At 47.6% G+C, this 21,789-nt stretch carries 25 protein-coding genes and 1 tRNA gene; 10 read left to right on the forward strand and 16 right to left on the reverse strand.

Features of this window, described 5'->3' with window-relative positions:
* The first annotated feature begins 36 nt into the window (after nucleotides 1-36).
* Nucleotides 37-1,164: a hypothetical protein gene (locus tag VFH06_03270; protein HET6747098.1), complete on the forward strand. Its 1,128-nt coding sequence runs from the start codon at nucleotides 37-39 to the stop codon at nucleotides 1,162-1,164.
* A 139-nt stretch (nucleotides 1,165-1,303) separates the two neighbouring features.
* Here the strand turns inward: VFH06_03270 and VFH06_03275 are convergent, their stop codons facing one another.
* The 7 genes from VFH06_03275 to VFH06_03305 form a co-directional block, all read right to left on the reverse strand.
* Nucleotides 1,304-2,113 (reverse strand): type II CAAX endopeptidase family protein, encoded by an 810-nt coding sequence (locus VFH06_03275; protein ID HET6747099.1) that lies wholly within the window; start codon nucleotides 2,111-2,113, stop codon nucleotides 1,304-1,306.
* 1 nt (nucleotide 2,114) lies between these two features.
* Entirely contained in the window at nucleotides 2,115-2,918 is an 804-nt protein-coding gene (locus VFH06_03280; GenBank protein ID HET6747100.1) for a CPBP family glutamic-type intramembrane protease, read from the reverse strand.
* Between the two features lie 100 nt (nucleotides 2,919-3,018).
* A complete protein-coding gene (locus VFH06_03285) occupies nucleotides 3,019-3,753 on the reverse strand; it encodes an ABC transporter permease (GenBank protein ID HET6747101.1) in 735 nt (244 codons plus the stop codon).
* Between the two features lie 26 nt (nucleotides 3,754-3,779).
* Nucleotides 3,780-4,712 carry an ATP-binding cassette domain-containing protein gene (locus VFH06_03290; GenBank protein ID HET6747102.1) on the reverse strand — a complete coding sequence of 311 codons (933 nt, stop codon included), beginning with the start codon at nucleotides 4,710-4,712 and terminating at the stop codon, nucleotides 3,780-3,782.
* Nucleotide 4,713: 1 nt separating this feature from the next.
* Nucleotides 4,714-5,202 carry a MarR family winged helix-turn-helix transcriptional regulator gene (locus VFH06_03295; GenBank protein HET6747103.1) on the reverse strand — a complete coding sequence of 163 codons (489 nt, stop codon included), beginning with the start codon at nucleotides 5,200-5,202 and terminating at the stop codon, nucleotides 4,714-4,716.
* 528 nt (nucleotides 5,203-5,730) lie between these two features.
* On the reverse strand, nucleotides 5,731-6,750 hold the full coding sequence (locus tag VFH06_03300; protein ID HET6747104.1) for a nucleoside hydrolase: 1,020 nt from the start codon (nucleotides 6,748-6,750) through the stop codon (nucleotides 5,731-5,733).
* Nucleotides 6,751-6,861: 111 nt separating this feature from the next.
* Nucleotides 6,862-7,062 (reverse strand): hypothetical protein, encoded by a 201-nt coding sequence (locus VFH06_03305; GenBank protein HET6747105.1) that lies wholly within the window; start codon nucleotides 7,060-7,062, stop codon nucleotides 6,862-6,864.
* A gap of 246 nt (nucleotides 7,063-7,308) precedes the next feature.
* On the opposite strand from VFH06_03305, the gene VFH06_03310 reads away from it, so the two are divergent.
* Nucleotides 7,309-7,569 carry a hypothetical protein gene (locus VFH06_03310; protein HET6747106.1) on the forward strand — a complete coding sequence of 87 codons (261 nt, stop codon included), beginning with the start codon at nucleotides 7,309-7,311 and terminating at the stop codon, nucleotides 7,567-7,569.
* A gap of 9 nt (nucleotides 7,570-7,578) precedes the next feature.
* Complete coding sequence (locus tag VFH06_03315) at nucleotides 7,579-8,586, forward strand: hypothetical protein (GenBank protein ID HET6747107.1); 1,008 nt, start codon at nucleotides 7,579-7,581, stop codon at nucleotides 8,584-8,586.
* 309 nt (nucleotides 8,587-8,895) lie between these two features.
* Here VFH06_03315 and VFH06_03320 read toward each other — a convergent pair whose 3' ends face one another.
* A complete protein-coding gene (locus VFH06_03320; protein ID HET6747108.1) occupies nucleotides 8,896-9,351 on the reverse strand; it encodes a hypothetical protein in 456 nt (151 codons plus the stop codon).
* A 295-nt stretch (nucleotides 9,352-9,646) separates the two neighbouring features.
* Here VFH06_03320 and VFH06_03325 point away from each other — a divergent pair, with 295 nt between their 5' ends.
* Nucleotides 9,647-10,249 (forward strand): dihydrofolate reductase family protein, encoded by a 603-nt coding sequence (locus VFH06_03325; protein HET6747109.1) that lies wholly within the window; start codon nucleotides 9,647-9,649, stop codon nucleotides 10,247-10,249.
* Nucleotides 10,250-10,572: 323 nt separating this feature from the next.
* Here the strand turns inward: VFH06_03325 and VFH06_03330 are convergent, their stop codons facing one another.
* Nucleotides 10,573-10,788, reverse strand: a complete 216-nt coding sequence (locus VFH06_03330) for a hypothetical protein (GenBank protein HET6747110.1) — start codon at nucleotides 10,786-10,788, stop codon at nucleotides 10,573-10,575.
* Between the two features lie 63 nt (nucleotides 10,789-10,851).
* Between VFH06_03330 and VFH06_03335 the strand changes: the two genes are divergently transcribed.
* Nucleotides 10,852-11,358 (forward strand): MarR family transcriptional regulator, encoded by a 507-nt coding sequence (locus VFH06_03335; GenBank protein ID HET6747111.1) that lies wholly within the window; start codon nucleotides 10,852-10,854, stop codon nucleotides 11,356-11,358.
* A 320-nt stretch (nucleotides 11,359-11,678) separates the two neighbouring features.
* Nucleotides 11,679-11,972: a hypothetical protein gene (locus VFH06_03340; GenBank protein ID HET6747112.1), complete on the forward strand. Its 294-nt coding sequence runs from the start codon at nucleotides 11,679-11,681 to the stop codon at nucleotides 11,970-11,972.
* A gap of 214 nt (nucleotides 11,973-12,186) precedes the next feature.
* On the opposite strand, the gene VFH06_03345 is transcribed toward VFH06_03340, so the two are convergent.
* Nucleotides 12,187-12,261: transfer RNA gene (locus tag VFH06_03345), tRNA-Gln, on the reverse strand.
* Between the two features lie 148 nt (nucleotides 12,262-12,409).
* Between VFH06_03345 and VFH06_03350 the strand changes: the two genes are divergently transcribed.
* On the forward strand, nucleotides 12,410-13,015 hold the full coding sequence (locus VFH06_03350; protein HET6747113.1) for a dihydrofolate reductase family protein: 606 nt from the start codon (nucleotides 12,410-12,412) through the stop codon (nucleotides 13,013-13,015).
* Between the two features lie 33 nt (nucleotides 13,016-13,048).
* Here VFH06_03350 and VFH06_03355 read toward each other — a convergent pair whose 3' ends face one another.
* The 3 genes from VFH06_03355 to VFH06_03365 are packed head-to-tail and all read right to left on the reverse strand — an operon-like array spanning nucleotide 13,049 to nucleotide 15,007.
* Entirely contained in the window at nucleotides 13,049-13,696 is a 648-nt protein-coding gene (locus tag VFH06_03355; protein HET6747114.1) for a DUF998 domain-containing protein, read from the reverse strand.
* Between the two features lie 35 nt (nucleotides 13,697-13,731).
* Nucleotides 13,732-14,493 (reverse strand): metalloregulator ArsR/SmtB family transcription factor, encoded by a 762-nt coding sequence (locus VFH06_03360; GenBank protein HET6747115.1) that lies wholly within the window; start codon nucleotides 14,491-14,493, stop codon nucleotides 13,732-13,734.
* 49 nt (nucleotides 14,494-14,542) lie between these two features.
* Nucleotides 14,543-15,007 carry a DUF1579 family protein gene (locus VFH06_03365; protein HET6747116.1) on the reverse strand — a complete coding sequence of 155 codons (465 nt, stop codon included), beginning with the start codon at nucleotides 15,005-15,007 and terminating at the stop codon, nucleotides 14,543-14,545.
* Nucleotides 15,008-15,126: 119 nt separating this feature from the next.
* Here VFH06_03365 and VFH06_03370 point away from each other — a divergent pair, with 119 nt between their 5' ends.
* Together VFH06_03370 and VFH06_03375 are read left to right on the forward strand one after the other, a co-directional pair.
* Entirely contained in the window at nucleotides 15,127-15,987 is an 861-nt protein-coding gene (locus tag VFH06_03370; GenBank protein ID HET6747117.1) for an AraC family transcriptional regulator, read from the forward strand.
* A 4-nt stretch (nucleotides 15,988-15,991) separates the two neighbouring features.
* Nucleotides 15,992-16,381: a DUF1801 domain-containing protein gene (locus tag VFH06_03375; protein ID HET6747118.1), complete on the forward strand. Its 390-nt coding sequence runs from the start codon at nucleotides 15,992-15,994 to the stop codon at nucleotides 16,379-16,381.
* 3 nt (nucleotides 16,382-16,384) lie between these two features.
* Here the strand turns inward: VFH06_03375 and VFH06_03380 are convergent, their stop codons facing one another.
* Both VFH06_03380 and VFH06_03385 read right to left on the reverse strand, forming a co-directional pair.
* A complete protein-coding gene (locus VFH06_03380; GenBank protein ID HET6747119.1) occupies nucleotides 16,385-18,700 on the reverse strand; it encodes an HAD-IC family P-type ATPase in 2,316 nt (771 codons plus the stop codon).
* A 115-nt stretch (nucleotides 18,701-18,815) separates the two neighbouring features.
* A complete protein-coding gene (locus VFH06_03385) occupies nucleotides 18,816-19,247 on the reverse strand; it encodes an ester cyclase (GenBank protein HET6747120.1) in 432 nt (143 codons plus the stop codon).
* A 198-nt stretch (nucleotides 19,248-19,445) separates the two neighbouring features.
* On the opposite strand from VFH06_03385, the gene VFH06_03390 reads away from it, so the two are divergent.
* Nucleotides 19,446-20,249: a neutral zinc metallopeptidase gene (locus VFH06_03390; protein HET6747121.1), complete on the forward strand. Its 804-nt coding sequence runs from the start codon at nucleotides 19,446-19,448 to the stop codon at nucleotides 20,247-20,249.
* Nucleotides 20,250-20,343: 94 nt separating this feature from the next.
* Here the strand turns inward: VFH06_03390 and VFH06_03395 are convergent, their stop codons facing one another.
* Nucleotides 20,344-21,771 carry an MFS transporter gene (locus VFH06_03395; protein ID HET6747122.1) on the reverse strand — a complete coding sequence of 476 codons (1,428 nt, stop codon included), beginning with the start codon at nucleotides 21,769-21,771 and terminating at the stop codon, nucleotides 20,344-20,346.
* Nucleotides 21,772-21,789 lie beyond the last annotated feature (18 nt).

Genomic DNA, 21,789 nt, shown 5'->3' on the forward strand with positions numbered 1-21,789 from the left:
TTTTTGCCCGCGAGTGGCCAAAGCGAGATGTTACGGGTGCCACGGAGACGAGCTCGGGTTGCCCGGGCACGATGTGTGGTTCGTGCTGTTCATCTTGTTCTTGAAGCGCATCCACATGTCCTCGTGGTTGACACCGTCGTAGTTGCAGACGATGACCTGGCTTCGGATGTTCCTTCCGCCAATGACCGGGTAGTCGCGAATGGCAGAAAACAGCTTGTTCTGGATACCAGCGTGGGCATAGCCGTTCACCGGGTGGCGGTAGTCGGCGGTGTACTCGCCGGCGAGGACCATCAGCACGTGGCTCTTGTCGCGCGCCAGCCAGTCCGCCAGCATCGCCGACTTGTTCGGGTAGGCGTTGTCGCAGGCACCACTGTAGTAGGCGTCCTTGTCGCCGGGGTCGATCAGCAAAACGAAATTGACGTTTTCCCAGCCGGGCGGCCGAGCCGACAAATACATGATCGGTCCGTTGCGACCCGAGCTCCAGCCGGCCAGCGTCGTGATGCGCTTGGCGGTCGGTGTTTGCGGAACGCTGTTGCTTGCGTTGCAACCGGGCTGCCAGATCTTCTGGTCCAGGGTGACCGTTGCCGGCGAAGGCGCGTTCACCCAAGTGTAGGCATGGTCGAAAGGCCAGCGGTTCTTGTACACCTTGATGCTCGGTCCGTCGTACGGCGAGTAGTACAGGGATCCGCCGCCCGGAAGGGGCTGCGAACTGTTACACGGCGGCACACCCGGAGCGACTTGATTGGCGCCGGTGCCATCGTTGACGAAGTGGGCGTTGATCCACCCCTGGTTGGATCGCGGGCCGGGAGCCGTGGGTCGGCTCGTGTTGTTTGCTTTGTACCAGATGGTGTTGCTTCCGCCGTCTCGGCGAGGCACGTTGGTCCCGCGGGCCCAGCACTGGAGCTGAACACGATGACCAGCATAGACACCCCAGCCACTCACCCGGCTTGTGTCGTTCCAGTCGGGGCTGTTGCGGAAGTAGATGCCATCCGGCGGGTACTCGGACGTGTTCATGACAGGGTAGGTCGGCCCCGCGGCGGCAGCCGGAATACTCGTAGCGAACAGTCCGCCAGCCACTATGGCCAATCCGGTCATGAAGATGACGAACGAGCGCCGCATCCGCGCAAAACGCGCAGTCATATCCTTCACCTCAATCTCTCGTAGTAGGTTCAACGCCTTGTAAAAGTTAAAGGCGCCTCCGTACAATAGTAATATAACTCCTGTACGAATGCCAGGTTACGATTACTTTATAAAAGCGTTAGTATAGTGGCCGTTGTATTTCCTGGCATGAGATAAAGACGATCTACAGCATATTTCGCGCAGCTAAAAACAGATTAACAAACACTGCAAAGTCTACCAAAATATGTATAACGAGAGTCACAAGCAGAGTTTTTGTTTTATGAAACACATACGCTTGGAACATTGCGTACAAAAACACTAATAGGACAATCCATCCTCGAAATCCAATCTGAAATAAAAAGGCACTAAAAAATATGGCTTGTAAAACTATCGCCCAAGCGTATGGAAGAACACGCTGTAATATGCCGTACACCGTACCAATAAAGAAGAATTCCTCCCAAATTCCAATCACCATAATGCATGTGAAAACGACAGCTATATCACTTGGTGTTGCCATTGACCAGTTTTCGTGAGCATTAGTTGTAGAAAAATATAAAAGCATACACAGCATGCAACTTACTACCGCACCAACAACGTACGCTATTTCCAGCCACGACCATTTGCGTCGTAAGTTCAAATTAAAATGAACAAGCGAGTGCTTAAAGTAATAGCGGGAAATTGCGTACGGTACAATTACTGCCAATAGCATACCGCCTGCCATAAGAAAAAAACGACCCCACGAGATAGATGTTCCTACAGGAGTTGCAAGCAGCAGTGCTAATCCGACAGCCATTAGACCGACATGCGAAGTCTTGTGGAGCTTTGTAAGCATAATCGCCAGAGCCACAGCTCCCCACAAAAGCCACGCAACAAACGTAAGTGAAAACATAGTGTGAAGCACATACACTAGCGCAATAAGCAGGACAATACCGAGTACGGGCAGCTGCGCTCGAGATAACAGGTACGATTCTTTTTGAAGCAAGGGGTCCTTCATATTACCTCGTAATAAAAATTGGAATAAGATCTGGATGGTGTGCATTAATGAGGGCCAGGTACAGAACAAGGTCGAGCGTCAAGTGGATCGCAATAACATACACAAGATTCTCGGTTTTCTTGAATACAATTCCTTGAAGTAGTGCAAACGGAAAAATTAAGAATGGTGCCCATCCACGAAACCCAAGTTCGTATAGGAAAGAAGTAAACATCACGGCTTGTGCCATATTTGCCCAAAAAAATGGCATATGACGTCGCATAAGCCCAAGGGCGGTTACGACAAAAAAAAGCTCATCCCAAATACCCAGGCTGTTTGTGCCTATAAATAGTAGCCCCAAAGAGGCGAACGTAATTTCAAAATTCCAATGCGTATATCCGCCTGTCGTCTGCATCCAAAACGGTAAAATAAGGTAACTAAGCACGAAGGCAAATAGAAGATATCCAATATGACCCCTTGTCCACGTATGTTTTCCCAACGGATAAACGATCGATTTTTCTTTATACACATACCGAGTTATTAAAAACGGTATACCGACCGCACATGCTAACAAACCGCCCATAAGTAGCATATGAGACAAAGTGATACTAGTATCAATAGGTGTGATACCGAGAATACCTATAGAAAGATAGATAAGCACAATATCACGCGCATATGCTCTGGGGGTGGCAAAAAGCGTTGCCGCTCCGACTGTCAAAATACCATAACCCAGCAACCGCTGCTCGAATGGAATAAGGACAACTGCACCTAGGCAGAGCAGTACAATGCTTACAACCTTGGCAACTTTTCTGAATAGAGGAAAAGTCATAAAAGTAGTTTAGCATATTAACAGATATATGGTTTTGTACCTAAGTATTCAGAGCTCGCTGAAGTAATCAGTACACTCCAACCACAAAGCCAAGCTTGAGTTATGCGGTTTTACGCTTGTAAACACGAAGCGCAAGCAAGTACGATATCACTAGCAAGCCTACACACCAAGCCAGGGCAACTCCGGCGCTATCTCCGGTGCTTCCACTGGTCAAAAGCGAACGCAGCGTTTCAATAATGGGCGTCATAGGCTGGTTTTCAGCAAACCACCTAAGAGCAGGCTCCATTTTATCTACCGGAGTAAAGCCTGAACTTATAAAGATCAATAAAAGGAGGATATAGCTAAATGCCCCTGCGCCTTCCATTGTCTTGGCGAAAAGACCGAACAATATCGCGAGCCATGTAGTCGCAAGGGTAAAGAGAATAAGAATGCCCGCAAATGTCAGCCACTCAATAATACCGGCATCCGAGCGAAAGCCAATAAGAATAGCGACAAGCAGCACCAAGAGAGATGAAAAGAGGTTAGAAAGTGTCGATGAAGCTGCATGACCGCCTAAAATAGAAGACGACGCCACCGGCATTGTTTTAAAACGGTTAATAATCCCTCTCTGCATATCCATACTTAGGCGTACCGCCGCATAAGAAATGCCACTCACCACCGTCATGATGATAATCGTCGGCGTCACGAAGTCGACATATTTTACATTGCCTGTTTGCGGGCCAAACGAGCCGCCGAAGACATACACAAACAGCAGCAGCATTGCAATTGGCATAGCCACAACCGTAATGATAGTATCCATACTTCGTATCGTGTGGCGAAGGCTCCGCTTAGCCATAGTCCATGTATCGTGTAGTACGTGCATTATTTTGTTTCCTTTTTGTCGTTAACGATTTTTAAAAAGACATCATCAAGTGTGGGTGCTTTTTGAGCAAATTCTGCAATCTCAATGTGTGCCGTTTCTAAATGATTCAGTAATCGAGTAAGTTGCGTCACGCTACCGTCAGTCGTCACCACAATAGAAGACATCTCGTTATTTACGGCTGTTTTGTAATCCTTAAGTAGCTTTATAGCTGTATTCAACTGACCTGCATTATGAAATCGCAGCTCGACCTGGCCATGCGGCAACGATTTTTTTAATTCATGTGCCGTTCCTTGAGTGACGATCTTTCCCTTATGCAAAATCGCAATAGTATCGGCCAATTGATCCGCCTCTTCCAGGTATTGTGTGGTAAGAAAGACAGTCGTGCCGCCTTCCGCAAGTAGCCGTATTGTTTCCCACATTGCGTTGCGACTTTGGGGGTCAAGCCCGGTTGTCGGTTCATCTAAAAAGATGATCGAAGGGTCGCCGATAAGACTCATGGCAATGTCTAGCCGTCGACGCATGCCGCCAGAAAAAGTCATCGTGCGACGGTCGGCGGCATCAATAAGATCGAATTTTGCTAGCAAGGTTTCGGCAGTTTTTGCCGAGTCGCTGACATGGCGTAAATCACCAATTAAAACGAGGTTCTCACGAGCCGTTAACGTATCGTCAACGGCAGCAAACTGTCCGGTAAGGCTGATTGACGCACGTACCTTGTGGGGCTGAACCGCAATGTCAAAGCCATTTACGGTCGCTTTGCCGCTATCAGGCTGGATCAATGTCGTTAAGATATTGATCATTGTCGTTTTACCGGCACCATTTGCGCCAAGTAAAGCAAAAACGCTGCCTTTTTCTACTTCAAAAGAAACGTCTTGAAGAACGTTTATTTTCTTGAACGATTTCTTTATTCCCTCGGCGGTGATTACTGAGCTCACTTTAGTCCTCCTTATTTTTATGTTGTAATGCTTGACAATTTTTTTGCCACTTTTCTTCTAGGAGTGGCATTTCTGCAACGAGAAAATCAGACAGGTTTCTTATCTCTTCAAGTATTCGTCGGCGCTCTGGCGATGCATCTTTCAGCAACTCCAAACCTTCACGAGCGAGGCGTCCTTGCTCTGCATATTCTTGGATATCAAATGCCTTGCTGCCTGTAGCGCCATTGAGGTCGATGCTTATCAAATCGACTCGACTTCCAGCTGGACGCGAGCGTTGGATCAAATGTATATTTTCGAGCATCGTTACTGCTGAAGTGATTGCGCTACGGCTCGTCAGTAGTGCATCAGCTAAGTCATTGATCGATTGCTCCATCGGGTCACACACCGATAGATACCCCAGCAGTCGTGCGGCCACCGGGTTAAAACCATACTGTCGGGTATAAAATCGGCCTGCATGATCGGCATAAATTAACATCGCGTCGTTATCCATACCTGCAATATAGCACAGAAGACACAAATAACACAAATTTGCGTTATTTGGTTTATCGATCATTGGGCAGGAATGGCAGGGGTGCTCTGATAACCCGCAACACGCATTTGCGCGCAATATAACTCGGGCACGCAAGGTAATATGCGGCCATGCTACCCCAGAAATCAGATGGGATAACGCGATTGCCGCCCACAGTGATCTTGCTACGACGGTAAATGAACTGAAACAGCAACCGGGTAAAAACATCATCGTCTTTGGGGGTGCTGGTTTTGCCGCATCACCCATCGCCGCCGAGCTTGTCGATGAATTCCATTTCATAACCAATCCAGTCGTATTGGCAAGCGGCCGGTCAATCTTTCCAGAAATGGTTGTTCCGCTATACCTGACTCATCAAAAGACGACTTCTTATGACCACGGAATGACCGTTTCACAGTGGTTGAAGTAATTTAGAGTATTTTCAAGGTTACATTGATATAGGAAAAAGGCTCTTCCGGGAACGCCATAATGGCGACTCGGAAGAGCCTTTCCTCAACTCTGTAAGTACGCGGCCACGCGGTCGCGGTATCCGTCGGTGTCTTGCCAGACAACCACGTAGCGGTTCGTACGACACACCGGTGGCCCGATCACGATCGTACCGCGACGTTCCGGCTGGCCGGACAGTGGAGCGCCAAAAGGAACCTCCAAGATCCCGACCTGCTCGTACCGGTACGGAAAGTCCTGGTGGCCCCGAACACGCTGTTCAGCGAGGATGACAAGCCCCAGATCGTGGATGAAAAGCGACGTTCCCCGCCTCTTGGCGGAGTGTTCGTAGTGCACCCGATACCCTTCAAGGAGCGGGGGATAGATACCGAGGCCTGCGAGTTGGTCGGGCGTGGCGAAACCGAGCTCGGACTGCTTGGTCATGTTCGACGGGAGAAGGATGACCTCTCCGTCGTGACCGCGCAGCACGTCGTCAAGCGCCACTGCATCAACCGCGCCATTGAACGAATTGCCCTTGCCCCCGAGGAGGTTGGTGGACTCGTCGTCAGCGAAGTCACCCGCCTGAACGAATATTGTCCCGAACTTGGCAGCGACGTCGGGCGCGTAACGCTGGATGAGTGCGACCTCGGTAAGGGGTCCACCCACAAGGACAAGGAACTTCTTGGCCTTGTGGTGCCGAAGAAATTGTATGCCCTCGGTGAACTCGTGGATCCTGGCTTCGCCCCACGCGTCCCACAGGTCGTAAACCTCCTCATTCACATGAGCGCGATGAGGGATGACAGTGCGAATCTGGGTACGGTGCACGCGTTCTCCCATGATGACGGGAATATCCGCGCGTCCGGCATTCTGGAGGAACTGCTGGAGGCGTGCCGCGTTGAGAAAGTGGATGTAACTGGAGTAGTTTTCGTCCCTTTCTTCAACCGAAGCATTGGGGTCGGTGTGTGCGGCCCGTCCCGTGACGAAAATCGCCTTCACATCCAGCAAGGAGGAAGGACGGGTCGCCGCCAAGGCGAGGGCCATGTTGTCCCAACTGGTGTTGTCAAGGAACAAGACTGCGGGGTGTTTCATTTCACCTTCCAAAGTCGAGGAAGCCAGACAGTCTCTGACTATATAATTATAACACAATAACTATGTTTTTGCAATCCGTGGTTCACAGTAATCGATAGTGGCGCGAGAACCTTATAATTGCTTTTCGGCGCCCATAGAACGAACGTGAATTTTTATTTTAGGTAGGATGGTACTAATTCGCTCTTGCGTTGCAAGAGAGGCTATATACGCGGTATTTGTCACGATACCTGTGTGGCGATAGTAGTCTATTGCAAACGCCTTCCATGTCACTCGATCTGCAAATTCTTCAAATTGGGCTGCTATTGAGGGCATAGCGGACTTATAGCAAGGACATTTAATTATAAGGTGCGATGTAACGCGCAAAAGTTTGGCCGACAATAATACACCGATTGAATAGGAGGTCTTGGGTATGACCTTTATTTCGTTTGCGACGAAGACGCCAAAGTAATCCAAGCTTTGTCTTGACGAGAGTATAGGCCTATGAGGGCAAGTACATTTTACTATTCTAATTCTACGTAGAAGTTGCCTTCAGGCAAATTATAGATAATAATAGCAATAATGGAAAGATTAAATAATGTAAATTCAAAAACACGATTTGATAACACTGACGAGGATCCTCACACAGACACTAGGCCATCAGAAGCCTCCACCATCGACATGGTGGCCCTCCAGGCGCTCACGCGGGTAAATATTCCAGCTTCTCCTCAGGAGACTGCCTTCGAGAGTCTTGTAGCTACAGATCCCGTCATTTCTCGAAGGAGTTCAGTGGTCGGAACGGGTGAGGCTCAGCGGTCTGACTTTGACGCTGACTTTGATTGATAAGAATGAATGGCAAATAGCACACACACCTTACCAACAGGACCGATATTGATTGCGACCTCGGCATATGACTGGCCGTGCATTGAACATACTGTTTCTTTACTTAAAGGCCATGGTTACGAGCTGCTTTTATTTAATTCTGACGAGATTGCCAACGGCGCAAAACAGTTCAGCATGCACATCAGTACGTCGGGTATACCGACCTTTATCTACGAAGACAAGCAGGTTGACCCCTCAAAAATTCAAGCGGCGTGGTATCGAAGGCCAAATATTTTTGGTCTTGATGAGACGCCGCTTCGCGCATATTCGCTCAACCAAGAATACCGCGAACTCCAACGGTTTTTTTGGGATTCTATTCCTCCTAGGGCATGGTTTAACGATCCGGTATACATGCGAGCGGCAAACAATAAACTTTCTCAGCTAACGTTGGCCAGAAAGTTAGGGTTTATCATCCCTGAGACCGTCGTTAGTAATAAGTGGAACGATATAACGGCACTCCGGGCGCAGACACTTACCTTTAAAATGCCCTGTAGCGGCACCCTTTACATGGGGTCAGAACCACCAAAAGGGATGGGCTCCACTACGCTAGCCAACGATCCTGCCGAGCTACCTTTACACGCATTGCCTTATCCTGGCCTATGGCAACGGCACATTCCCAAAAAGCGTGAATGGCGAGTAGCGGTTGTTGGGAAGCAATACTTTAGTACGTCGATCTACACACACAATGACGCCAAAGATGACTGGCGCAAGCATCAGGACAATCCAGAGTTAGTCCAATTTGCCGTTGAATCATTCCCTGCTGAACTAGGCGTGAAATGTTGTGAATACGTAAAGCAGTATGGGCTGACGTACGGTGCTTTTGACTTTGTCGAGCAGCCAGACGGCACCATAGTATTCCTAGAAATGAATACCAACGGTCAGTTTATACACCTAGAAGGGGCCGCCATGCCCGTCTCCGAAGCGATAGCAAACGAGCTAGCGCAAACCTTAGAGCGAAACCGTGCCACCCAGCAGTAGGCTTCCATGAATGTATTTCGTGCAATGTCTTTAGTATTATTCCCACCATGCCAATCGCAAAACAATAGCGTGAGAGCGCTTGTTTTGTAACGGTCGACTAACCCTGATACGCAACATGGCGGTACTGTAGCAGAATTCTAACCCTTCACGATGGGGTTAGAGTCAATAACACGTAGAGTTGCGTATTTTCTTATCTGTAAATAATTTTGGCTGGGCATAAAGAACGATTATAGAACTTTGATAGAGGCAGATAAACTAGATTTTGTCGAAAAAGAGGACGAAGACGAGGAGGATAGCAATCAAGAATAACTAGGTCTTGTAGCCACCGTGACCGTCAGCGCTCATTGTTTCAACCTCTTCCCACTCGACAGGTTCACGACGAACTATTATGCCTTGGGCTAGCGTCTCACCTTTTTTAACCTCTACGGCCTTGTTAGTGATGTTATATAGTTGGATCCTCAATTCATCCTCATCTCCACTAAAGAAAGGGTCGACAATGCCTACACCATTGGCTAACATCAGACCTTTCTTCCAGGGCGTACTACTGCGAACGGACAGCAATAGAAAACAGTCTGGCGGAGTTTGGATCGAGTTGTTTACTCCAACGAGCGCTAATTCATGAGGGCCGATAACTACGTCTTCTCGGCAGAAGAAGTCAAAACCAGCTACTCGACTTTTATCATATCTAGCTCCAGTTTTTGGATCAGATTCGTCAAATTCAGGGAGAGGCAACGATTTATCAAAACGTTTAATTTTTACCTTCATATTATTATTGTAACAGGAGTAAGCATGCAAGACGAAAAAAGGGATTCGAACTTTTTCGTGCTAAAATAGACTACAGTTCAAACTGTAGTTTTTCTCATAATTTCATGGCTGGAGATCAAGAACGATTATAGAACTAATTGGCCTTGAAACTGAGCCGTCAATTAAATGTGAGGAAGAAAGCGAACAATGGGACCTAGAGAGACAATCAGGAAGTAATGTCCAAAATATACAATAGTTTTAATATCCCATGTGTTTAACTGAATAAACAATACAGTATTAATGTAAAAGGAGCTTTATGAAACTAGTAACAAATATTCAAATCTCTGTAGATGGAGTAGTGCAAGCCAACGGCGGCCCGATTGAAAACGGCAAAAAAGTACTTGAGCGCGGTGGATGGGCGAGCCCGTTATTCGATGATGAGGCAATAGAATTTGTTAACCAATTCTACGAACGAGCGGAGGCATTCTTATTTGGTGAACGGACATATGAACTGTTCGCAGGTTACTGGGGTGCGAGAGATGACATGGACCATCCAATCGTTAACGCCCTGAACACCAAGCCAAAGTATGTTGTATCCGACACGCTTAAGGACCCGAAATGGACAAACACGACGGTCATTTCTGGCGATGTTGCTGCGGCCATCCGGGAGCTAAAAGCCAAACCCGGTGGCGAGCTGCAAGTACATGGTAGCGGCACTCTAACACACTGGCTTCTTGTGAACGATCTCATTGATGAAATGGACTTACTTATTTGTCCCGTAGTGGTTGGTCAAGGCAAGCGACTGTTTCCTGAAAATGGCCCGGATATTGCCCTTAACCTAATCGAATCACGTGCTTTTCCTAAAGGCATTACGCTCCAGGTGTATCAGCTAGCGGGCCGACCGGAATACGCATCATAAAAGTAATCTATCGTGACAAATGGTACGCAAAAAGCACCTTTTTAAAGAGGTGCTTTTTGAAAATAATTTCATGGCTGGGGTGGAGGGATTCGAACCCCACTAACAGAGTTATAAATAAAAAGAGTCCGAGAGTCGAACTCTTTTGTATCTGGAATAATTTCATGGCTGGAGAGAATGATCGTAAGTCGAGCTTCTGAGATTAAGGAACTAGAATTAGAAAACAAGGGATTACCCAAAAGATGGGTGGCGAGTATGTTAGTCATTTTCATGACTAGAAATAAGAGGTACTACCAAGACTTTATTTACTTCCGACTTACGTTATGTTATTTGTAATGGCCCAAGAGACCCACTAAATAACCAAAGCCTGAAAGTCCAACAAGAACCCCAAAAATGTCGAGAATCCAACCTACGACAGTTAAGGCGCTCTGAGGTTGAGCTGTCAGCGATAACCCTATCACAACGATAACTAGACCTACGACTATTATTAAAATTCCCTTTTTAACATTCTTAGTCGTGACACGTGTATTTGATGATGCCATTACAACCCTTCTTACATTAGTTCATATTTCGTACTATCTACTTCACAATGCTATTATAGAAATATGACAAAGTCAAATTCTCACGAGGCAGCACTTGAAGCACTCCGGGCAGCAGCACAGGCTATGTCCCGCCCTTCTACCGTGATGCGCACGCTAATAGCCGAAAGAGCGGGACTCAATGCGACGGATGCGGAGTGTATTGACTATCTTATGTCGAATGCGCCCTGCACGCCGAGCGACCTTGTGCGAGTAACCGGCCTAGGTAAAAGCACTGTCACCTCAGTATTGCACCGCCTTGAAAAAGCCGGTTACATTACCCGTCAAACTCATACAGAAGACCGTCGCGTCCTACAAATCTACCCGAACCTACCACTTATTCACGCAAAATTTGGTCCGTACTATAAAGCAGTCACACTAGGATTCCGCGAAATTACAGCCGACTACGGTCTTGAAGAACTCCAACTGCTTACAAAGCATTATAATCGTATGACCGACCTCTACGAGCGGCAAGTTATGCTTCTTTCAAATCCAAACTATAAAGGAGTGGGGTTTGTTGCTCCGTCGGAATAACTTCGCCCTATGGTAGGAGAACATGAAAAAAGATTGACAATTCGTCAATCTTTTTTCATGGCTGGGCGTGAGTTTCTCACCTGGCACCATCTAATATCTGACCTCATTGTTGTTGGCCAAAAATTAGAGCAATTGGGCTTCACTTACTCCCTGGGTACAGTACTTGTCATTGACCTTACGGAAATGCAATAGGCCTTAGGTAGGAGGATTAGGGTGCTCAAGCTTTGCAACCACGATGTAAGATCATTATTGACAAAAGTAAGAATAGGTAGTATAATAAAGTAAGGTAGTTACCTAGTCCTTCGATAAGGGAGTCAGAAATGACCGCCATCAGCAACTCGCAGCTTGCCACCGTCAAGATCCGTCTCGGCGCGGGCGGACTCGGAGTGATGGTACTCGGTGTCATCTTCTTCATGCTCGCGACCAACTGGGACAACCAGGCCGACCGTGTAGCATGGACGTGGATGTTCATCGCCCTCGGCATCGCCGGTGTCCTCGGGAGCCTCCTGATCGGACGTCGCTCGTTGCTGGCACGGGTCCTCCTGTGGGTGGGCATCGTCATCTTCGTCGCGAGCATCTTCGCGTTGAGGATCGCGCTCACCCTCACTGTCTGAGCCCCCCGCCACCCTGGCCGGAAATACTGCGTCTCCGACGTACTATTCCGGCCAGGTGAGACGGACGGGCTCTTTTTCTTTGTGCACAGAAAGGCTCCCTATGCTTATCTGCACACAAAGAAGTGTAAAGGTCACCCCAAAAAAACAAGCAAAGGGTGCCATATAAAGACATACGCCCCACTAAATGGAGCATATGTACCTCTGTATAAATTCATGGCTGGGGTGGAGGGATTCGAACCCCCGAATGCTGGGACCAGAACCCAGTGCCTTACCACTTGGCGACACCCCAATAGTGTTGGTCGAGTTAAATTGTACCATTTATAGGTTGTCTTCTCAAGAGTGGATGGCATGAGCGTGAGTACCTGCGGTTTTTTGCAAGTTTAAATTTTTTTCTATGGTGTAATTGTAAGACAAATACGAAAAGGAGAAAAATACGTATGCGAAAAATAATTGTTAGCAATATCGTCTCATTGGATGGTTTTTACGAAGGGCCGGGAAAGAACGTTATGGTACTTCCGATGGACGGCTCTTTTGATACTCAAAACCTCGAATGTATGAAAAATGCCGATGTCGTTCTGCTGGGCGGAAACTCATACAAATTTTTTGGCGCTTTTTGGCCGATGATGGAAAACAACCAGGAAACATCTGAAACGAATCGTGAATTTTCAAGGCGTTACAATAAAATTCAAAAGGTTGCGATTTCGAATAGTCTCACTCTTGATGATGCGCCAGAGGCTTGGAAGACAACGACCCGGATTATCTCGGAAAATGTATATGAAGAACTTGCTAAGCTAAAAGATGAGGATGGTAAGGACATTGTAATGTATGCAAGTCGCATGCTTTGGAATGACCTGATGCAACATGGTTTAGTGGACGAATTGCACTTTGTGGTTGGAAACGTGGTGCTGGGTGACGGAACCCCGATCTTTGAAAAGACGATCTCGTATGACGATCCAAATGTGAAACTAGAGCTTTTGGATACGAAAAAAGGAGAAGGATCGAATAATAATTTGGTGAAGTACAAGGTAGTCTACAAAGACTAAAAAAACGCCCTCCTGTAAAAGGAGGGCGTTTTTTTATTTCTTTCGAAGGTTGAGGGCGCTGAGTGCCAGGGTGATTTGCCAAGCGATAATCGCGATGACGACGACTCGGTTCATCCAGCCAATAGTTGCTCCAGGTCCGTAGTGACCTCCATTTTGGCCGGCTGTACTCATGAAGAGGACAAGGCCAATAAACGGCAGGGCAATAGTAGCGAGAAGCGCGGCCTTCGCTTGCTTCCAGTCTGCATTTTTACGAAGAAGGGCTAAGTTGAGTAGTATTGCCGCAAGTGGTGCGCCCCATACTGCCAGTGCAGCGCCTATCGAGTGCCAAAGTGCGCTTGTAGTGAGCTGATCTTGAGGTGTGTTCATTGGGTCGGAAATACCGATGCCACCAATGATGGCGCCAATGCCCGCAATACAAAGAAGCACAAGTCCTACGCGTCCGTAAATGTTTTTAATTTGTGACTTTAGCATGATAAATAGCGCAAGATGGCTAAGACCAAGAAGGATAAAGTTGAGTTGGCCGATCCAGCCAAAGTTTCCTCTTGAGTAAATACTGAGCGTCACCCATGAAGGATCAACCTCGGGCTTTATTATGTGAAGCAATGCAAGCAGGATGAGATAAGCAATGCTGATTCCGATAACTGCCTTTGCGGCAACCATCGATAAGTTTGATGTTTTCATATATTCCTTTTCCAGAACGCGAATATAAGAGCGTCTTATAACTCTTGGGCCAGCCTCAACCATGATGCCTGTAGCTGGTGTACGGCCTTGCTTGCGGTTGATGTTTTTGTAAGTTTCGTCTTTCCGCCCGTCAACTGCTCTAATGTGATCGTTACAAGGGCCTGCGGGCGTGTGCTGCTCGGCTCGCCAAAACCATCAGTATATGTGAGTCGCTGATAAGGAGTGACCTCTTTATACTGGCCACTTACCACAATTTCTTGTCCATGTGGATTTTCAATTGCAAAACGCCACATGCCGCCTACGCGTACGTCGTTGTAGCAGTTTGCAAGCCGTATCGTTGATGCTCCCCACCATCTTTCTATGTGCCTAGGTTCTGTATACGCATCCCAAACTTGCCGAGGCGTTGCGTTGAATACGTGACTCATAGTAAGAGTTTGATTTGAGGGTTTGCTTGTGTGACTAGGCTTATCGGCGGCCACATCCGTACCTTGTAGATAATGATCGAGTGATTCGAGGCGTGTATCCAAAGTTGTCTGGTACTCCAAGAGGTGTTTGGCCGCCATCTGAATCCGCTCATCAGAGAGACGAATAATATACTGGCGACCAACACGCTCTTTTGTGATGAGCTGCGCTGCCTCAAGAATCTTTATATGCTTAGATACGGCAGGAAGCGACATAGCATACGCATTTGCCAATTGATTGACCGATTGCTCTTTGTGGAGTACGCGCTGAAGAATATCCCTTCGGGTAGGGTCAGAAAGAGCGCTAAAGATGTTGCTAAGACTAGCATTAACCATAGGGTTAACTATATTATAATTCGCGTTCTTGTCAATATTAGTAGTTTTGTTAGACTCGAGTTCCTTTAAGATCGTAAGCCACCATACCAGGTTCGTTTTCGTGGCCTGGATCGGGACGCCATCCACCTTCAAATGAATTGCCATCTTTGCTGATGGTTGCGTGCATAGTAGCGCCAGCGTCCATGTGAATAGTCAACTCATTGTCTTCGAGGCTCCAAGTGTAGGGCACGGGGATAGGCGCCATATTGGAATAAACGAGAGAGGTGAGCGCATCTTTTTCTGCGTCGTAGCCCACAAGCTCTAAGCCGGTTGGCTCAAACATACCAGCAAAGTCGATGCGAGTTGTTTGCTTGAGGAAGAAGCCGCCCGGTAACCATTCAAGGCTGATTTCGCCGGTAATATTGTCTTCTTCGGCTCCTAGTGTGCGGCCAGTAACTTTCCATTTTCCGACCATAGGATCAAGTGACTTTAGTTTTGGATTTGGTGTAGGCATTTGTGAATTTGTATCTGCCATAGTATAGTATTCTCCTTTTTCATTATATCCTCGATACTTCTAATATCGATTCAGTTAACCCTTTGGTTTACTATAAGAAGTTAATCATGTTAAAATAAATAAAACTTGCAAAAAACCGTATGAATAAAGAATTTTTAAGAACATCTCGTTTTTTCCAGAAAACGTATAGACATAAGGGCATCCTAAACTCTCAGAACTTTGAAAAAGAAGTTGATCTGCGATGCTATGAGCCATCACCAGAGATGGCTGAGTTTGTTGACGTATATTTTATAGCCCGCTGGGACCGGCAAGGAAAGCTGCCTTATATTGCCGCGGACATATTGACGCAGCCAGTCGTGAATCTGTTTTTTACGGCTGGAGGTGCTTTTGTGCAATGGCCGGCGATGGGCGTGCGGCGCTTTAAAGTCGGTGATTCGGGAGTGTATGCCGGCGTAAAATTTAAGCCTGGCGCGTTTTATTCTTTTTGCGCGGAATTGCAAGTCGATACAAAGACGCCTGCTGATACGTTCTTTCCTGGGGCGACATCACAGTTCAGTAGCGAATTGTTGCGTCTAGCGGATGGAGATATATTGGAGGGCATGGAACGATTGCTATTAGATATGCGACCCCAGCTACACTCAAAACAGGAAGTAGTTGCGAAAGTGATGCGTGATATTGCCGAGAATTCAGCACATTCTGTTGGGTCGCTTGCAGAAAAGTACAAGATAAGTGAGCGCACCTTGCAACAAATAGCAAAACAGTATGTAGGCATAGGTATTAAGCAGGTGATGATGCGGACTCGGCTACTCACTGCTGTGGAATATGGTTTGGAGAAAAAGCCGAACTGGACAACGATTGCGGCCGAGCTAAATTACAGCACACAGTCCCACTTTACGAATGATTTTAAGCGTTACATAGGTGTGTCGCCGTCGCAATATACAAAACTTACTACGATTGATGAACTGGAGCCAATAGCAGAAAAGAGTACCGTGATACTATAAGCATATGAATTATGAAAAAAATCCACAGGTGGATGAATATATAGCCGCGTTACCCATGTGGCAGCAAAAAATGTATCAAAAAGTGCGTGATTTGGTGCATGTGGCGGATCCTGCGGTAGAAGAAGTGATAAAACGGCGTGTACAGCCATATTTTGTCCTTGGAGGGAATATTTGCGCCTTTCTTGCCGCAAAGGATCATATTAATGTTTTTATTTATGACCCGATTGCACCAGACCCGGAGAGGCTTATTAACCAAGGCCATAATAATCTTACGGCGCGATCGATCCAGCTTTATGAAGGTGATGTAATTAATGAAAAGGCATTCATCGCTTTATTTAAAGCAGTTATCGCTAACAATCGTGCCGGGGGTTGGCGCAAAGTTAAAGACAAATAGGCACTATACCTCGTAGTGTTTTTGCTTGAGTTTGTCGCCGGCAATGGCGGCCAGTTTATATTGTATGAGCGCTACAACAAAAACAATGCCAATAACGGGCCATAAATATATCCAGTTGGGCTGCGTAAAATCAAAGAAGCTGCGGCCAAAGTTGAACCCGAATGTCGCAAACGCGATAACAATGACAGATACGATATACAACCAACGAGCCGTTTTGGCTGCTGTGTCGTATATGACACCCAGCATTCGTGACGCCAGAAATACTAGGTAAACACCAAAGAATACGGTGATGATGACAGTCATAGTGCGGATATCAGCATGGTTGGGCGCGTGCAGTTGGGTCATCAGCCAGTAGCTAAAGGCGATTGCAATACCGGTAAGGGACGCAATCGGCACAACCGCCCATAATGTATCCCGCCAGAAATGTTTTGGCTGTACGCGATGTTGTGGGCTCGGTGGAAATAGCGTCCACATAATGGTAGGCAGCGTAACGAGAAAAATATTCATAAAAGTGATATGGCGTGGATCGAAAGGAAAGCGAAGTCCGAGTGCCAAGGTTGTCAAAAGGAGAATAATACCATAAATAATTTTATGGAAGAATAAGACTGAAATCACCTCAATCGCTTGCATGATGCGGTTGCCTAGGTGCATGCCGAGTGGAAGTGCGGTAAAGGAATTATTAAGGAGCACTATATCGGCAACTCGGCGGCTGGCCGAAGCTCCGGAAAACATGGCGACGCCAAGGTTGGCTTTTTTAAGTGCAAGGGCGTCATTAACACCATCACCTACCATACCGGTGAAATCTCCATCTTTCTGAAACGTTGCGATGAGACGCTCTTTTTGTTCTGGGAGAACGCGTGCAAAAATAGTCGTTTTCTTGACAGTTTTATCCCAGTCGCGATCATTTAATAGCGCAAGCTCCGCTCCCGTAATAACACGCTCAGGGTTAGAAATACCTACTTCCCGAGCGACATATTTGACCGTCTCAGGATTGTCACCGCTAATGACGCGTAGACTCACTCCATTCTTTTGCAAATACGCAACGGTGTCTTGAACGCCCTCGCGCAAGGCGTTTTTCAAAAGGATGATACCTACAGCTTCACCATTAACAACATTTTTAATTGAGGTTTTCTGGTCCTCAAATAAAGCAACAAGGAGCACGCGCTGGCCTTCACTGGTTGCATGTTTAATCTGTTTTTGAAGAGATGGGGTGATGGTGCTTACCTTACCTAAAAATTCAGGAGCTCCTATAAGAATAGTATGTGCCGTACCATTGAGTTTGACACGAACGCCACTCGTTTTGCGCTCCGAGGAGAAGGCAAGCGTATCTATGACAGTATATTTTTTTGGAAGCGACAATGCGTTGGAAATAGCCTGACTAGTAGCATTATCGCCTTCTTTAGTAGCGACGGCCACAAGGCTTTCGATGAGGGTTTGGTTTTTCTCGTACTTCTTTGTAAGCGAAAGTGATTCAAAACCGATTTCCTCACTAGTGAGTGTTCCGGTTTTATCAACACACAGCACGGATAGCAAGGCCATGGCTTCAATGGCTGAAAGTTTTTGCGGGAGTACCTTTGCTTGTGCGAGCTTTAATGACCCAAAGGCAAGAAGCAGTGAACTTGCAAGAAGGAGGCCTTCGGGCACGATGGTAACCGCCGCGGAAGTGATTGTTTTAAATATTGTTACCGCGTCGAGTCCAGAGGCTTTATAGACGACAAAAATGAGAAACGCTAGTACAAGGGCGCCATACGTCAGAAACGTAATGGCGCGACTAATTGCCTTTTGAAGCGGGGTGAGTTGAGGAGTGTACCGCTTAAGGGTTGCGGTCATGGCGCCGGCTTTTGTGTTTGCGCCTACGGCATTAACGCGTACGATAGCATTACCCGCAACAACGGCACTTGCTGCGAAAACGGTCGATTTGGCTGGCTTTTCAACAGAGGCAGATTCTCCTGTCAGCATACTTTCATCTACTTCGAGTCCGGTGCTTTTTAGAACTTCACCATCTGCGGGAATCTCATCGCCAGTCAGTAACTTAATTGTGTCACCTTGTTGAAGCTGATCGTAAAGTATTTCATCGTAGGTATCGTTTTGCATGAGCCTGCGAGCGTGGGGAGCGCTCATGAGTTCGAGTTTTTTAAGCGCCAACCTGGCCCGCATTTCCTGAATGATAGCCAAGAGGGTGTTAAGGATAATAACAAAGGATATAAAAAAAGCATCGCGGGTTTCGCCAAGAAAAAGCAGCGTGGTGCCCAAGAGCAATATAGCGATAACAATAGGCGACACAAAGTTGCGTCGTACGATAATAAGAAAATCTTTCACCTTATTAGTATAGCAGCAAGGTACAGATTAGAGGTGGTAAATAATTTGAGATGTATCACAGCGTGGAGGGCGGCTCTTAGGCTACCCTCCACACTGTACGCCCATGATGGGACTGCTAGATCAACTGGCTCAATGTGTTCATGCGGTCACTCACGACCACCACATGTACGATCTTGCCTGCGTTGTTGAAGGTGAGCGAGTCCATTGACTTGACTGTGATCTTCTTGTTGGTGGCCGGCAGGATCTCGCGTCCGTCGCGAGTCATCAGCGGCCCGTCGTGGGTGACGGTCATGGTGTAGAATGCGCCGAGACGATTGTCGTCGACGATCATTTCCTTGATGGTGACGTTGCGGCCGAAGTCGGAAAACATCATGCGCTGACGGTCGAGCTCGACGACAAACTGAGCGAAGTCGAGCGGCACTTCGATCCCGGGCAGCATTGCCAGGAACGTTTCTGTGTCGATGACGGCTGCCATCGCACTCGTGTTGTTGCTTGCGATTGCTTCGTTGAGACGACGATAGATCTCGCCGTACTGGCTGTAACGCATGATACTCCCTCGGTAGTCGGTACGGTAGTAGGGCGCATGGAATAGTATATAAGGCTTTTTGTCTCAGTCAAATATTCCATTTGAACCACAAAGATATCTCATGTATGGTTAGTAGCGTACGATACCAAAGAAAGAGCCCTTAAAGAGGCTCATTCTTTTGCACTTTGACAGTTTCTACTGATTAAGATGGGAAGAGAAATGAAACGTCTTATCGGCGCAGCGATAATGGCATGTTTGCTCGCGTCGTCATGCGGTGTTCCTAAAGAGGATGATTATGGCATACCTTCCTCTCCGGCACCTGCGACGAGTGCAGCTAGTAGGCCAACGGACATCCCGAGCAGCGCATACGCGCGCCTAAAGCCGATTTCTCCAAAATCTGACTGTGAAGTTTCAGGCGATTTAGAAGGAAGGTTCACAAAATCGCAGATGGCTCAATATCTGGAGTGCATTGTTCCGGATGTTGATCGGTGGATCGATGTTACTTACCAAGAGATGCCGCATCCTAAGGGCTATTTTTTTGTTCCCTCTGGTATTTCTGCGGTGCTGGGTGACTGTCCGGTCAACGACAAAGTGTTGCAATATTGTGGCAATGTGGATCAGATCTTCTTGGGTCAGGCGGCGGTATGGCAGCAGTATTCAGTGTACGGAGATGCTGCCCCGCCCGTAGTGGTGGCGCATGAATTAGGCCATCATTTTCAGCACGAAGTTGGAATGAAGATGGCGGCCGGTAATGCGCAGATTCGTTATGAAAATCAAGCGGATTGCGTTGCTGGTGCGTACATGAGCTGGGCCCGGTCCCGGGGTCTCATGAGCAGAGACGACGTCAAAGATTTGTCAGGCTCGCTTATTGCTGCTGCCGATGCTGATGGCCCTCGCAGGGATCATGGAACGAAAAGCGAGCGTATTGGTGCGTTCGAACTTTCGTACGACAATGTAAAGAATGTACGGCCTACCCTTCGTAACTGTAACCAGTACGTTCCCGAAATCCCCATCGTTCAGTAGAAAAGCCGGCCAGTAAAGAACGGGGAGTCTTTGCTGGCCGGCTGTGATGGTATCGTACTTTTTTCAGAGGCTCCATAGGGAAGTTCTGAAAAAACTAGACGTGTGTTGCTGCGGGTTCTGCCGCCGCCTGAGGCTGCTTTGGTGTACGGATGATAAAAATCGCGATGAGTAGTGCAATTACCATAAGCACGGAAGCAGTAAGAAAAGCGAGCTGGTAGCCGTGCACTGTTGACGCGGCAAGCGCGTGACCTTGGTTCAGGTCTTGCGCTGTCGTGCTAGTGGCCACGACCGCCAAGATAGCAAGACCAAGTGCGCCGCCGATTTGCTGCGAAGTGTTAACAAGTCCTGAAGCAAGACCTGCTTCATTTCCAGGTACACCTGCTGTCGAGGCGATGGTGACTGACAAAAATGAGAGCCCAAAGCCTACAGCAAGCAGTACAAAGGCAGGAAGGATATGGAACCAGTATGAAGAGTCGGTGCCAAGAAAACTTAGCGCAAACGTACCAATTGCAATCAGGCTCAGCCCAACTACGATGAGCGGTTTAAAGCCAAACTTACCAAGTAATTTTGGTGCTTTCAATGAAATCACACCAATAATAAGAGGAAGAGGGAGGAAGGCGAGTCCGCTAAGAAGAGGAGGGAACTTCAAAATATTTTGAACGTACACCGATAGGAAGAAAAACATTCCAAGGGCGCCTGCGCTTACAGGGAGCATCATCAAGTTACCACCGCTGACATTACGAATACGAAAAATGGAGAGGGGTACAAGCGGGTGTTTGGCCTTCGTTTCGTTCCAGAGGAAAGCTACAAGAAGGAGGGCGCTTACACAGAGGCTTATGAGTGTGATAAGACTTCCCCAGCCACTTTCGCTGGCCTGCGTAAGAGCGTATACGAGTGCCATAAGGCCGCCGGTAACAAGCACTGCGCCAGGCATATCTAGGTGTTTGTCACGAGCCTCTTGGATATGTGCCGGAACGTACTTGAGAATTCCAAGGATGGCAATGATACCGATTGGCACATTGACGAAGAAACACCAGCGCCAGCCGAGATATTGAGTCAGGAGGCCGCCAAGGAAGACGCCTGCGGCTGCTCCACCAGATGCAACCATGCTCCAAATACTCAAAGCGCGGTTACGGGCAGGCCCTTCTTCGAATGTTGTGAGAAGAATAGACAGGGCAGTCGGGGCCATAAAAGCGGCGGCGAGGCCTTGGAAGGCGCGAAGCACGACCATCATTTCGGCTGAAGCGGCAAGGCCGAGGAGAAGCGAGAAGAGTGTAAAACCTCCAATTCCCCATATCAGGACTTTACGACGACCGTAGAGGTCGGCGATACGTCCGCCGAGCATTAAGAACCCACCAAAAGTGAGGATGTATGCGGTTAATACCCATTGCAATGCCGAGCTGTCAAAATGAAGCGCGGATTTAATTGCAGGAAGGGCGACGTTGACAATTGCGCTATCGAGCACTACAAGGAACATCGTAGTTGCAAGAAGCAATAAAATAGCATTGCGCTGCTTATGCATGCAAATCCTTTCGTTTTT

It is taken from the genome of Candidatus Saccharimonadales bacterium (genome assembly GCA_035697325.1).
Taxonomy (GTDB): domain Bacteria; phylum Patescibacteriota; class Saccharimonadia; order Saccharimonadales; family Saccharimonadaceae; genus JALRBM01.